Origin of the sequence: Agromyces sp. NPDC058136 (genome assembly GCF_042884375.1) — a bacterium.
In the GTDB taxonomy this organism is placed as follows: domain Bacteria; phylum Actinomycetota; class Actinomycetes; order Actinomycetales; family Microbacteriaceae; genus Agromyces.
This window is the reverse complement of record NZ_JBHVUA010000001.1, coordinates 302,432-315,982: the sequence shown is the minus strand read 5'-3', so window position 1 is coordinate 315,982 and position 13,551 is coordinate 302,432. Positions and strand designations below refer to the sequence as shown.

The window sequence follows — 13,551 nt, the reverse complement described above, 5'->3', positions numbered from 1 at the left end:
ACACCGCGCCGTTCCGGCGCGCAAGCCGCGAATGCCACCCGATCGCTGCCAGAATCCACCCATGGACCCCGTTCCCGGGCGGCTCCTCGTGGCCGTGAACCCCGCCGCCGCGTTCGGGCGCAACCGCGCGGTCGGACCCGCGGTCGTCGAGCGGCTCGTGCGCGAGGGCTACGAGGTCGCGATGCTGCGCGAGGCGAACTTCGAGCTGCTGCGGCGCGAGGCCGAGCACGAGTTCGAACGCGGCGTCGACGCGGTGGTCGTGATCGGGGGCGACGGCATGGCGTCGCTCGGCGTGAATCTCGTCGCCGGCACGGAGGTGCCGCTCGGCATCGTGGCGTCGGGCACGGGCAACGATCTGGCGCGTGGGCTCGACCTGCCCTTCGACGACCCGTTGCAGGGCCTCGAGCAACTGGTCGTGCAACTGCGCATGCCGCCGCGCACGATCGATGCGGGCGTCGTGCGGCAGGGGAGCGTCGACACCTGGTTCGCGGGGGTGGTCTCCGCGGGCTTCGACGCGGTCGTCAACGAACGCGCGAACCGGATGATCCGGCCTCGCGGCCCCAGCCGATACACGATCGCGACGGCGCGGGAGCTGCTCACGTTCCGCCCGCGCGAGTACGTGCTCACGATCGACGGGGTCCGCCGGGAGCAGCGGGCGATGCTCGTCTCGGTCGCGAACAACTCGTCGATCGGCGGCGGCATGCGCGTCGTTCCCCAGGCCGATCTCGCCGACGGCCTCCTCGATGTGTTCATCGTGCACCCGCTCTCGCGGGTCGCGTTCGTCAGGGTGTTCCCGCGTGTGTTCGCGGGCGAGCACGTCGCGCATCCGGCGGTCGAGTTCGTCAGGGCACGGGAGGTGGTGATCGAGGCCGACGGTGTGGTGGCGTACGCCGACGGCGAGCGGATCGGTGCTCCGCCGGTGTCGATCAGGGTCGTGCCGGGGGCGCTCCGGGTGCTCGCCTGAGGCGCTCGGCCCGACCCCGTCGGTCGATTTGGAATGTGCCGGAACGGTGTGTCATACTTTTCGAGTTGTCGAACGGAGCGCAAGCTTCGGAAACACGGCCCCATCGTTTAGCGGCCTAGGACACCGCCCTCTCACGGCGGCAGCGCGGGTTCAAATCCCGCTGGGGTCACGACTGTGAATCACGACAATGCGAATGCCCTCGTTTCGGCGAGGGCATTCGTGTGCAGGACGCAGATCCTGCATCGCACGGCCCCATCGTTTAGCGGCCTAGGACACCGCCCTCTCACGGCGGCAGCGCGGGTTCAAATCCCGCTGGGGTCACCACCGTGCTTCACAGCCCATGAATGCCCTCGCATCTGCGGGGGCATTCGTCGTTCACGGGCGGATGCCCCGTGCGGCCGGCACCACGTGGCATCCGACATGCTCGACCGCACCGCGGGTGCCGCGCACGGCGGCACCCGCGAGCGGATCAGCGCTGCGCCGGCGCGAGCGCCTCGTCGATCTCGGCTGCGCCGAGGCCCGAGTGCGCGTCGGGGTACGCGACGGGCACGCCGTCGTGCACCTCGTGCGGGGAGACCTTGTGGTACGACATGCGGTCGATCCAGGCGAGCGCGAGCGCCGACAGGATGAACACCGAGTGGATGATCACCTGCCACATCACGCCCTCCGAGCTGTAGCTCTGGCCCGTCTCGGTGCCCTTCGCGAGGCCGTCGGTCATGTCGCCGACCTCGATGAAGGTCTTCAGCAGGTGGATCGACGAGATGCCGATGATCGCCATCGCGAGCTTCACCTTGAGGACGTTCGCGTTCACGTGCGACAGCCACTCGGGCTGGTCGGGGTGCCCGTCGACGTTGATGCGCGAGACGAAGGTCTCGTAGCCGCCGATGATGACCATGATGAGCAGGTTCGCGATCATGACGACGTCGATGAGACCGAGGACGGCGAGCATGATGTCGGCCTCGTCGATCTGCTCGGGATGAGCGATCACGCCCTCCGCGAGATGCCACAGCTCGATCATGAACACGACGACGTAGATCGCCTGCGCGATGATGAGGCCGAGGTAGAGGGGAGCCTGCAGCCAGCGGCTCGCGAAGATCGAGTAGCCGATGAGGGCCGAGCTCTTCGTGGGTCGGTACGGGTGCGGCGGCGCCGCCTTCGTGGTGCTCAAGTTCTCTCCTCGGATCAGGGGGGTTCGAGTCTACGTGGCGCTCGTTTCGGCTAGACTCGCCCAAGCGAAGGGGAGTATCCCGCGAGGCTCGCGCCTCGCCCCACGATCGTCAGTACGAGCGCCGTCGCAGCCGCTCCGGTCGTGGAAGCTGTGCGAACAGCCCGGGAGAGACTTTCGGATTCCGTCGTCCCCCCGAACTCCGAAAGGTTCAACGTGCTCGAACTCCCCGTCTGGTTCGAAGTCGGTTCGCTCATCGTCCTGACACTCATCCTCATCGGCGACCTGCTGCTCGTGCTGAAGCGCCCGCACGTGCCCTCCATGAAGGAGTCGACCCTCTGGGTCGTCTTCTACGTCGCGCTCGCGCTCGTCTTCGCCGGAATGATGTTCTGGCTCGGCGACGCCGAGCACGGCGGGCAGTTCCTCGCGGGCTGGCTCACCGAGTACAGCCTCTCGATCGACAACCTCTTCGTGTTCGTCATCATCATGGCGAGGTTCTCCGTGCCGCGGAAGCTGCAGCAGGAGGTGCTCATGGTGGGCATCATCATCGCGCTGATCCTGCGCGGCATCTTCATCCTGCTCGGCGCCTCGCTCATCGAGAACTTCAGCTGGATCTTCTACATCTTCGGCGCCTGGCTCGTGTGGACCGCGATCCAGCAGGTGCGCGGCGACCACGAGGACGAGGACAGCGAGACGTTCGTCGTGCGCCTGCTCCGCAAGCGCGTCAGCATCACCGACGAGTACGACGGCGTGAAGCTCCGCACCACGATCGACGGCAAGCGCTTCTTCACCCCCATGCTCATCGTCTTCATCGCGATCGGCACGACCGACCTGCTGTTCGCGCTCGACTCGATCCCCGCGATCTTCGGCATCACGCAGTCGGCGTTCATCGTGTTCACGGCGAACGTGTTCGCGCTCATGGGCCTGCGTCAGCTCTACTTCCTCCTCGGCGGCCTCCTCGAACGCCTCGAGTACCTGAAGTACGGCATCGCGTTCATCCTCGCGTTCATCGGCGTGAAGCTCGTGCTGCACGCCATGCACGTCAACGAACTGCCGTTCATCAACGGCGGCGAACCGATCGAGTGGGCGCCCGAGATCTCCACGTGGATGTCCCTGGGCGTGATCGTCGCGGCCATGATCGTCGCGACCGTGGCGAGCCTCGTGAAGGCGGGCGTCGACGCGCGTCGGCGCGGCCACACCCTCATGGAGGAAGTGCCGCACTTCACCGAGGATTCGGAGCGCTCGGGCCACTGACCGACCGGGTCCGTGCGGCGGGTGGCATCGCGCCCGCGCCGGAGTTGCTAGCGTGGACGGGCGGCGCCGGGCCTCGTGCCTCGGCCCGCCCGTTCCGACCGACCCGCCACAACGAGGAGAACCGTGCCAGGTGATGTCGAGGGCGTCGTCGCCCTGACCCGCGGTTCGGCGCTCATCGCGCACTCCGCCCGCACCGATGTCGGCCGCGTGCGGAGCGTGAACGAGGACGCGGTGTTCGCGGAGCCGCCGGTGTTCCTCGTCGCCGACGGCATGGGCGGCCACGCCCGCGGCGACGCGGCGAGCCGCGCCGTCGTCGAGACGTTCCGCCGGCACGTCGAGCCGGGTACCCCGCCGTCGCCCGAGCAGGTGCTCGACGCGATCCACAGCTCGAACGAGGCCGTGCGCGCACTGAGCGGCGAGGGCGAAGAGGGCACCGCGGTCGCGGGCACCACCCTCGCGGGCGTCGCGCTCGTCGACGCCGGCGACGCGAACGGCTACCACTGGATGGCGTTCAACATCGGCGACTCGCGCATCTACTCCTGGGACGGCCGCACGCTCGAGCAGTTGAGCGTCGACCACTCGGCCGTGCAGGAGCTCGTCGACGCCGGACTGATCAGCAGGGCCGACGCCGAGCGGCACCCCGAACGCAACGTGATCACGCGGGCGCTCGGCGCCGACGAGGTCGTCGACCCCGACGTGTGGCTCGTGCCTGCAGCGGGCCGACAGGTGTTCCTCCTCTGCTCGGACGGGCTCACGAAGGAGCTCGACGACGAGCGGATCGCGAGCATCCTGGCCGGCGACGCAGCGCACCCCGCCGGCATGGCGGGCGAACTCGTCGAAGCCGCGGTGGAGCACGGCGGGCGCGACAACGTGAGCGTCGTGGTCGTGGAGTCGAAGATCGGCGGCGACGACGACGACACCGACGCGACCCGCGATCGCGACGACGAGGCGATCGAGGTCACGAGGCCGAGAGACGAGGGGGGACGCGATGTCTGAGTACCGCGCAGGGGGAACGGGCGGTGTCGCCGCCGTACGGCCGGGGGCGGCGCTCATGGTCGCGGGCCCCGAGGCTGCCGCGGTGGCCGCCGAGCTGTGGGCGTCGCTCGCGCACGACTCCTCGACCGCGGTGCTCGAGCGGCTCACGGCCGACGGGCTCCGTCGCACCCCTGATTTCGCGCTGCTCACCTGGCAGTCCGACGGCGAGCGACTCGTCGGCGTGCGCATCATCGTGCGCGGCGGGTTCGAGGTGGTCGCCGGCGACACGGTCGTCTCGGGCACCGCCGTGTCGACCTGGGCCGAACGAGTCGTCGACGGGGTCGAACGCGTCGAGATCGTGCATGCGGATGCCTCGGGCGAGGACCGCTGGCTGCCCCTCGTCGACGGCGTGGTTGCCGCGGCGTCCGTGTCGGTCGCGGGCGTCGCATCGTCGGGCGGTGCGACTGCTGCTCCGCTCCCGGCCCGGGTGGCGGCCGAGCCTGCTGCCGCTGAGCCGGCAGCCGTGCCGGTCGCTGCTCCGGTCGCGGCCCCAGCGGCCCCGGCACCCGTGGCGGCTCCGCCGATCGCCTCGCCCGAGGCATCCGCCCCGGTGTCGGAGCAGACGATCGCGCCTGCCGAGGAGACGATCGTCGGGGTGACCGACCTCATCCGTCCTCCTGCGGCGACCGGATCGCTGCCCGCCGCCGCCGCGGCCGTGCCCGAGGAGGAGGTCGAGCTCGACGAGACCATCGTCCGCCCGATCGGCGACGCCGCGGCCTTCGTCCCCGGCGACCACGACGGCATGACCGTCGCGAGCGCCGACATCCGGCGCCTGCGGGCCGAGCGCGAGGTCTCCCGGCCCGCACCCGAACCGGCGGCCGCTCCGGTCGAGGCGGCATCGACCGTGCGCGTGCGGATGCCCGACGGCAGCTTCGAACCGATCGGGCACGAGATCGTGCTCGGCCGCGCGCCGAGTGTCAGCAAGGTGTCCGGCGGCCGGCTTCCGCGGATCGTCACGATCGGTCAGGGCGACCCCGACATCTCACGCAGCCACGTGCGCCTCGCGCTCGAGGGCGGCACGGTCGTCGTCACCGACCTGCACTCCCGCAACGGGACCATGGTCGTCGCCCCCGGCCGGGCGCCGGTGAAGCTCCGCGCGGGCGAGCCGACGCCCGTCCTCATCGGCACCGTCGTCGACCTCGGCGGCGGCTGGACGATCCAGGTCGTCGGCGACTGATGCGCCGAGCGACTTCGACGCCGCCCGAGCTGCCCGGGTACACCTCGCTGGGCCTGCTCGGCTCCGGCGGCTTCGCCGACGTGTTCCTCTACGAGCAGAAGCTGCCGCGCCGCAAGGTCGCCGTCAAGGTGCTGCTCACCGAGGAGCTCGGGCGCGACACGCGCGCCCAGTTCGTCGCCGAGGCGAACCTCATGGCGCAGCTCTCCGCGCATCCGTTCATCGTCACGATCTTCCACGCCGACGTCTCGGGCGACGGTCGACCGTACTTCGTCATGGAGTACTGCTCGGGGCCGAGCCTCGCGGAGCGCTACAAGCGCGAGCCGTTCTCGGTCGAAGACGCCCTGCGCACGGGCGTGCGACTCGCCGGTGCGATCGCGACGGCGCACGCCGCCGGCATCCTGCACCGGGACATCAAGCCGGCCAACGTCCTCACGAACGACTACGGCTGGCCCGCCCTCACCGACTTCGGCATCTCCTCGAACCTCGAGGGCGAGCTGCCCGTGCACACCGTGACCGTGGCCGAGCTCGGCGCGACCGGCTCGGTCTCGGGCACGGCGCAGTCGGCCGTCGGCCTCAGCGTGCCGTGGTCGCCGCCCGAGATGTTCGACGACGACCCGAAGCCCGACCCGCGCAGCGACGTCTTCTCGCTCGCCGCGACGGTGCACACCCTGCTCGCCGGACGCACCCCCTTCGAGATCCCCGGTCGATCGAACGGCTCGCTCGATCTCATGGGTCGCATCGAGCGCGGCGCGATCACGCCGATCGGCCGCCCCGACGTCCCCGCCACGCTCGTCTCCGTGCTCGCGAAGGGCATGGCGACCCGCCGCGAAGACCGTTACCCGAGCGCCGTCGAGTTCGCCCGCGCCCTGCAGCGCGTCGAGCTCGAGCTCGGCTACGCCGCGACGACCATCGAGGTCCCGAACCTCGCCGCCGAGCGCGATGCGGAGTCGGGCGACGACGACGGCGTCGATGCGACGAGGGCCCGTTCGGTGCAGACCGTGCAGGCGCAGGCGCCTGCGGCAGCTGCGCCGGTCCCGGTGTCCCCGCCGCCCGTCGACGACGACGACCGCACCCGTGCGCGGTCGCCCCAGCAGATCGCCGCGCAACCGCCGGTCGCGTCGCAGGCGGCCTCCGCCCCGGTCGTCGACGACTCGACCGTCCTCCGGCCGTGGGCGCCGTCGACTGCGCACGGTGCACCGTCCGCCGAGCAGACGGCCGTGCGGCCGAGTGCGCCGAGCGGGCCGCTGCCCGACGAAGCCGGTGCGACGCAGACGACGGCGGGCGACCCGCGACGCGCACGCGTCGGACTCATCGTCGGCGGCATCGCCGCGGTCATCGTCGCGGGCGTCGTCGGCATCGCCGTCGCCCTGTCGGGCACGCTCGCGCCGGACCCGGCGGTGAAGCCGACGGCCGGTGGCGAAGACGCGGTCATCGCGCAGACCGTTCCGGCGCCGACCGTCGCATACGAGGGCGTCGACGGGACATCCGTCGTCTTCGCCGTCTCGCACGACCCCGCCGAGGACGGCGACCTCTACCGCTGGCTGCGCGCCGACGGCTCGGGCGACGTCGCGGTCTCCGAGGGGCCGACCATCGCGGTCGACAACAGCGCCGGGGGAGTGGTCTGCATCGACGTGCGGGTGCAGCGCGGCAGCAAGACCTCGGAGGAGATCAGGGGATGCTCGCCGTGAGACCCCTGCGCGTGGAGTACTGCGGCGAGTGGTACACGGTCGAAGCGGGAGCGCCGTTCACGATCGGGCGCGACTCCGATCTCACGATCGACGAGAACCCGTATCTGCACCGCACCTTCCTCACGCTCTCGGCCGAGTACGGGCTGTGGTGGCTCTCGAACGTCGGGCAGCTGCTCTCCGCGACCGTCTCCGACGCGACGGGCAGCGTGCAGGCCTGGGTCGCACCGGGCGCGAAACTGCCGCTCGTGTTCCAGACCGTGCACGTGATGTTCAGCGCCGGCGCGACGACGTACGACTTCACGGTGCACGCCGAAGAGGACTTCTACAACACCTCGCTCACCGCGACCCCCGCCGACGGCGGCACCACGGTGATGCCCGTGAGCCTGACGACGACCCAGCGACTCCTCGTCCTCGCGCTCGCCGAGCACGTGCTCGCGCAGCCGGCGGCGGGCCGGGCGACGGTGCCGAGCTCCGCCGAGGCGGCGGCCCGACTCGGGTGGAGCATGACGACCTTCAACCGCAAGCTCGACAACGTCTGCGAGAAGCTCGACCGCATCGGCGTCGACGGGCTGCGCGGGGGTCGCGGCAGGCTCGCGACGAACCGTCGCGCACGGCTCGTCGAGTACGCGGTCGCCACCCGGCTGGTGACCGCGGCCGATCTCGCGCTGCTCGATCGTCTCGCCGAAGACGGAGCCTCGCCGCCGTCGTCGTGAGTGCCGACCGCAGGTGCGCGGTCACATGCGACCGTGCTCGGCGATGGGGAAAACTCCCCATGTGGTGCCTGCGCGAGGTCGTGTTACCGTGTACCCCGTTGTGGGGCTCGTGTCCCAATCCAAGACAGCAGTGAGTTCGGGAGCCTTGGTGGGAAGCTTCACCTCGTGGGTGCGCACACGCAAGGCCACCGCGACGACGTTGGCGCTGGCGCTGATCGCCGGTGTGCCGCTGACCGCCGCCGTCCTGCACCAGGGGTTCCCGGTCACCGACCCCGACCTGCGTGCGCGCGACGTCTGGGTGACGAACGCGAAGGACCTGCTCGCCGGGCGCCTCAACAAGCCCATCGGTGAGCTCGACGCCGCGGTCCCGACCGCGACGAACGAGTTCGACGTCTTCCAGAACGGCGACGACGCCTTCCTCTACGACCGCAGCATCGGATCCGTCGAGCGGATCGATCCCTCCTTCACCACGCTGACCGAACGCATCGACGTTCCGCCGGGTTCGTCGATCGCCTACGGCGGCGAGGTGCTCGCCGTGCTCTCCCCGAAGGGCGAGCTCTGGACGGTCGCGGCCGGCTCCGCGCTCTCGTTCAACGCCTCCGGCACCGACCCGGTGCTCGAGCTCGGCAAGGGCGCCGAGGTCGCCGTCTCGAGCGAGGGCACCGTGTTCGCGACGAAGCCCTCGAAGCGCACGCTGTACACGGTCGCCGTCGACGCCGAACCCGCCGCGCGCGAGCTGCCGAAACTCGAGGAGCACCAGCTCGCCGCGGTCGGCGAACGCGCCGTCGTGCTCGACGAGAAGAACAACGCGCTCCTCGTCGACGGGCGCACGATCGAGCTCCCCGCTGCAGGCCTGCGGTTGCAGCAGTCGGGCGCCGAGAACGACGTCGCGTACGTGGCGACCGCCGACGCCCTGCTCGAGGTGCCGCTCGGCGGCGGCTCGGTGCGAACGATCGAGAGCGGCGGCAGCGCGCCCGCTGCGAAGGCGAGCGAGGTCGCGGCGCCGGTCTGGCTCGACGGCTGCGCGCACGGCGCGTGGTCGGGTGCGTCGAAGTACCTCGCGGCCTGCGACGGCGCCGAGCCCCGCACGCAGGACATCCCCCAGAAGACCGCGGGTTCACGCCTCGAGTTCCGGGTGAACCGCGACGTGATCGTGCTGAACAACCTCTCGAACGGCAACGCCTGGCTCGTCGACTCCGAACTGCGGCTCGTCGACAACTGGGCGGAGGTGACGCCGCCCGAGGAGTCAGAGGAGGAAGAGGGCGACGAGAAGAGCTCCCAGCAGAACTTCGAGGACACCCTCGCCGAGCGCGGCCCCGTCAACCGGCCGCCGCTCGCGCGCGACGACGAGTACGGCGTGCGGCCCGAACGAACGACGATCCTCGAGCTGCTCGAGAACGACACCGACCCCGACGGCGACATCCTGACGATCGCCGAACTGCCGGCCGCGAGCGGGGCGGCGGGCCGGCTCGAGCTCATCGACGGAGGCCGTGCGCTGCAGTTCACCCCCGAGGCCGGGGCGGCCGGCACGGCGTCGTTCCGGTACACCGTCGACGACGGACGCGGCGGCCGCGCCGAGGCGTCGGTCAACGTGCGCATCCGACCGGCGAGCGAGAACGAGGCGCCCGTGTCGCTCCGCAACGCCGGAACGTCCGTCGAGCAGAGCCGGCAGATCTCGTACAACGTGCTGGGCGACTGGAACGACCCCGACGGCGACGACGTCTATCTCGTGAACGCCTCGCCGACGAGCGGCGACTCGGTGCGCTTCAGCCCCGACGGACTGATCACCTTCGCCCACCAATCGGGCGAGCTCGGCGAGAAGGAGGTCCAGTACGTCGTCTCCGACGGGCAGACCGAGGCGGCGGGCACCCTGATCGTCGAGGTGAAACCGACCGGCACGCTGAATCCGGTGGGCACGCCCGACTTCGCGCAGGCCTTCGTGAGCGAGAAGATCGCGATCGAGCCCCTCCTCAACGACCTCACGCCGTCGGGTGCGCCGCTCACCCTCGTCGGCGTCGAAGAGGTGCCCGACGGTGCGAGTGCGACGCCGAACCTCGAGCGCGGCACGATCACCTTCTCCGCCGACGAGCCCGGCGAGTACGTCTTCATCTACAACCTCGGCGCCGACACCGCGGTGAGCATCGGACTCATCCGCGTGCAGGTGACCGAGCCGTCGGGCGAGGCGCCGCCGCCGATCGCCGTGAAGGACACGGCCTACCTCCGCCCCGGCGAACCCACGATCGTGCCGCTCCTCATCAACGACGTGTCGCCCTCGGGCAGCGTGCTCGCGGTGCAGTCCGTCGATGAGGCCGGCACCGAGGACCTGGTCTCGGTCGAGATCCTCACGAACACCGTCGCCCGCGTCACCGCATCGGAGGCGATCGATCGCCAGTTGCAGTTCTCCTACACGATCTCCGACGGCCTGAACACGGCGACGGCCTCGGTCGCGGTGGTGCCCGTGCCGCCGCTCGTGAAGCACCAGCCGCCCGTCGCGCTCGACGACGGCGTCAACGTGCGCGCCGGCGACATCGTGACGGTGCCGGTGCTCGAGAACGACTTCCACCCCGACGCCGCTGCGATCCACGTGCTGCCCGAGCTCATCGACCCCGTCGCCGAGGGCGGACTCGTGTTCGTGAGCGAGGACGCCGTGCGATTCCAGGCGCCCAAGGTCCCCGGAACGTACAGCGCCGTCTACACGATCGGCGACGACTTCGAGCAGACCGCCCGCGCGACCGTGCGGTTCAACGTGATCGGACCCGACCCCGATGCGAACCGTCCGCCGCTGCCGACGCCGATCAACTCGCGCACCTTCGAGGGCTCAGCGGTCAAGATCGACGTGCCGCTCGACGGGCTCGACCCCGACGGGGACTCGGTCGTGCTCACGGGCATCACGAAAGCGCCGTCGCTCGGGCGCATCCTCGAGCGCACGAGCACCTCGATCACCTACGAGGCGCTCACCGGCTCGGCCGGCACCGACTCGTTCACCTACGAGGTGCGCGACACCGGGGGCGCGACGGCGACGGGCGAGGTGCGCATCGGCGTCATCCCGCGACCGGCCGTGCAGCTGCCGCCGAAGGCGGTCGACGACACCATCGAGATGAAGCCGGGCCGCACCGTCGGCGTCGAGGTGCTGCTCAACGACTCCGACCCCTCGGGCTACGAGCTGCACGTCGCAGGACTCCCCGACGTCGACGAGAACGTCGAAGCCGAGATCCGCGACCGCCGACGGGTCGTCATCACCGCGCCCGAGGTCGAGGGCGCCTACACCGTGCGGTACGAGATCTCGAACGGGCACGGCGGCGCCGATGCCGCGTTCCTCCAGATCGCCGTGACGAAGAACGCGAAGATCCTGCCGCCGACCGCGGAGGACCAGGTGATCGAGCCCGAGCAGGTCGTCAACGACGACCCGGTCAACGTCCGCCCGTTGAAGGACGCGACGAACCCGGGCGGCCTCGTCGAAGACCTGAAGGTCACCCTCGAGGGGCCGAACGCCGACCGGGCCGAGGTGCTCCCCGACGGCAGCATCGACGTGAAGCCGCGCAACGAGCGCTTCGCGGTCGCCTACCGGCTGACGAACGCGCTCGACGAGCTCGACGCGCAGGCCTTCGTCATCGTGCCGCCCATCCCCGGCGGCGACGACGAGGTGACGCCCGAGGAGACGCAGCGGCCGAAGACCCCCGAGGAGCTCGCCGCCGAAGAGAAGGCGAAGTTCCCGGCCCCCCACCTGAAGGACCTGGGGGAGATCGTCGTCCCGATGAACGGCAGCATCACCTGGGACGTGGACGACCTCGTCGTGGTGCCCTCGGGCAATCCCGCGCTCATCCTCTCCGCGTCCGCGACCAACGCCAAGGAATCGCCGATGGTGGACGGTCGGACGCTGAAGTTCGCGCCCGCGAAGGACTACCGGGGCTCGGCCGCCGTCACCTTCCAGGTCACCGACGGCAAGGACGCCGACGACCCGATCGGCCGCGTCGCGATCCTCACGGTGCCGATCACCGTCGGCGACCCGAACTTCAACGACACGCCCCCGACGTTCACCCCCCGCACCGAGACGCTGGAAGCCGGCGAGAAGCCGCTCGTCGTCGACCTGCGCCAGTCGACGTTCCAGCCGAACCCCGACAACATCGACCGGGTGCAGTACACGAACCTCTCGGGGACGACCAAGGACATCGCGGCGAAGATCGACGGCGGCACGCTCACCGTGACCTCGCCGCGCGGCGTGCAGGCGGGCACCCAGACCCGGCTCAGCTTCGATCTGAAGTTCGAGTCGTTCACCGTGCCCGGGTACGTCGACGTCAAGATCGTGTCGTCGACGCGGGCGAAGCCGCAGGCGATCAACGACGGCCCGATCGAGATGGTCCGTTCCGCCTCGCAGACGATCGACGTCCTGGCGAACGACTTCAACCCGTTCAACGCCGAGGGCGAGCCGCTGCGCATCGTCGCGGCCGAGATCGACTCGCAGAACGTCGGTGCGAACGCCTCGGTCAGCAAGACGACCTCGAACCTCACCGTGCGCACCGGTCCCTCGTTCACCGGAGAGCTCAGCGTGATCTACCGCATCGGCGATGCCACGCTCGACCCGTTGCGGGAGGTGCAGGGCCGAGTGAGCATCATCGTGCGCGACCGCCCCGACGCGCCGACCGTCACGAACATCGCGAGCGGCGACAAGAACATCAAGCTGACCTGGCGGGCGAACGCGACGAACAACTCGCCGATCACGGGCTATCAGGTGACGGGCAGCCCGAGCGGGTCGTGGACCTTCGGCGCGAACGCCGCCGGAACGGCGCAGACGCTCGACGGGCTCACGAACGGCACCGCGTACAGCTTCACCGTGCGCGCCGTGAACGCCAAGGGCACGTCCGATGCGTCCAACTCCATGTCGTCGACCCCGTTCGGCACCCCGACGGCACCGCGCAACGTCACGCAGGGTTCGGTCGGCTACGCCAACGCGACGGTGAACGTCACCTGGAACGCCCCGGCCGACACCGGCGGCGGCGGAGTCTCCTACCGCACCCGCATCAACGGCGGCGGATGGTCGGGGTGGAGCGGCGGCGAGTCGAAGCAGTTCAGCGGGCTCGGGGCGAACACCTACACCGTCGAGGTGCAGGCGCGAAACAACGGCAGCCTCTCGGAGGGCCCCGTGAACTCCACCCGCTTCACCGTCGTCAACGCTCCGCCTCCCTCGCCCTCCGGAAGGATCGGAAAGGGGCCGAGCATCGGGTGCCAGTCGGGTGGCAGCGGCTGCGCCGAGGTCCGAATCACGTGGGACAACCTCGATCCCGGCAACTACCGCGTCTACGCCATGGCGGGCGGCAGCGGGGTCGGCAGCTACCGCGGTACCTACAACAACCTCGGAGCGAGCGGGCAGCTGCAACTCCAGAATCACCTCGGTGTGCGCAACGACACCATCGCCGTCCGGTTCGAGGACATCGGCGGCGGCACCTCGGTGACCCTCGGCACCATCAGCGGCAGCCAGTGGAACGGCATCCCGTTCAACACCTGGTAGCGCGATCTCATCCCGGCAACGAGCATCAGCAAGAGAGAGAACAGCACCC

Annotated in this window: 8 protein-coding genes and 2 tRNA genes; 9 read left to right on the top strand and 1 reads right to left on the bottom strand. The window is 70.3% G+C overall.

Annotated features, from left to right (window positions below):
• Nucleotides 1-61: 61 nt before the first annotated feature.
• From ACFVTX_RS01455 to ACFVTX_RS01445, 3 genes are all read left to right on the top strand, one after another.
• The gene (locus tag ACFVTX_RS01455) at nt 62-964 is read left to right on the top strand and encodes a diacylglycerol/lipid kinase family protein (RefSeq protein ID WP_386897412.1); all 903 of its coding nucleotides are present in this window, start codon (nt 62-64) and stop codon (nt 962-964) included.
• Nucleotides 965-1,060: 96 nt separating this feature from the next.
• Nucleotides 1,061-1,133: transfer RNA gene (locus ACFVTX_RS01450), tRNA-Glu, on the top strand.
• 79 nt (nt 1,134-1,212) lie between these two features.
• Nucleotides 1,213-1,288: transfer RNA gene (locus tag ACFVTX_RS01445), tRNA-Glu, on the top strand.
• 145 nt (nt 1,289-1,433) lie between these two features.
• Here the strand turns inward: ACFVTX_RS01445 and ACFVTX_RS01440 are convergent.
• Nucleotides 1,434-2,132 carry a TIGR00645 family protein gene (locus ACFVTX_RS01440; protein ID WP_386897411.1) on the bottom strand — a complete coding sequence of 233 codons (699 nt, stop codon included), beginning with the start codon at nt 2,130-2,132 and terminating at the stop codon, nt 1,434-1,436.
• A gap of 213 nt (nt 2,133-2,345) precedes the next feature.
• On the opposite strand from ACFVTX_RS01440, the gene ACFVTX_RS01435 reads away from it, so the two are divergent.
• From ACFVTX_RS01435 to ACFVTX_RS01410, 6 genes are all read left to right on the top strand, one after another.
• Nucleotides 2,346-3,383, top strand: a complete 1,038-nt coding sequence (locus tag ACFVTX_RS01435) for a TerC family protein (protein ID WP_386897409.1) — start codon at nt 2,346-2,348, stop codon at nt 3,381-3,383.
• Nucleotides 3,384-3,506: 123 nt separating this feature from the next.
• Entirely contained in the window at nt 3,507-4,379 is an 873-nt protein-coding gene (locus ACFVTX_RS01430) for a PP2C family protein-serine/threonine phosphatase (RefSeq protein ID WP_386897408.1), read from the top strand.
• On the top strand, nt 4,372-5,595 hold the full coding sequence (locus ACFVTX_RS01425) for an FHA domain-containing protein (RefSeq protein ID WP_386897406.1): 1,224 nt from the start codon (nt 4,372-4,374) through the stop codon (nt 5,593-5,595). The genes ACFVTX_RS01430 and ACFVTX_RS01425 overlap by 8 nt, the downstream gene beginning before the upstream one ends.
• Entirely contained in the window at nt 5,595-7,283 is a 1,689-nt protein-coding gene (locus tag ACFVTX_RS01420; protein ID WP_386897405.1) for a protein kinase, read from the top strand. Before ACFVTX_RS01425 ends, ACFVTX_RS01420 begins: the two co-directional genes overlap by 1 nt.
• The gene (locus ACFVTX_RS01415) at nt 7,271-7,996 is read left to right on the top strand and encodes a hypothetical protein (RefSeq protein WP_386897403.1); all 726 of its coding nucleotides are present in this window, start codon (nt 7,271-7,273) and stop codon (nt 7,994-7,996) included. The genes ACFVTX_RS01420 and ACFVTX_RS01415 overlap by 13 nt, the downstream gene beginning before the upstream one ends.
• 148 nt (nt 7,997-8,144) lie before the next feature.
• A complete protein-coding gene (locus tag ACFVTX_RS01410) occupies nt 8,145-13,502 on the top strand; it encodes an Ig-like domain-containing protein (protein ID WP_386897402.1) in 5,358 nt (1,785 codons plus the stop codon).
• Nucleotides 13,503-13,551 lie beyond the last annotated feature (49 nt).

Bases quoted from the DNA above. Each gene is read 5' to 3' on its own strand.
- ACFVTX_RS01455 (WP_386897412.1), top strand. From the start codon at position 62: ATGGACCCCGTTCCCGGGCGGCTCCTCGTGGCCGTGAACCCCGCCGCC.
- ACFVTX_RS01425 (WP_386897406.1), top strand. From the start codon at position 4,372: ATGTCTGAGTACCGCGCAGGGGGAACGGGCGGTGTCGCCGCCGTACGG.
- ACFVTX_RS01420 (WP_386897405.1), top strand. From the start codon at position 5,595: ATGCGCCGAGCGACTTCGACGCCGCCCGAGCTGCCCGGGTACACCTCG.
- ACFVTX_RS01415 (WP_386897403.1), top strand. From the start codon at position 7,271: ATGCTCGCCGTGAGACCCCTGCGCGTGGAGTACTGCGGCGAGTGGTAC.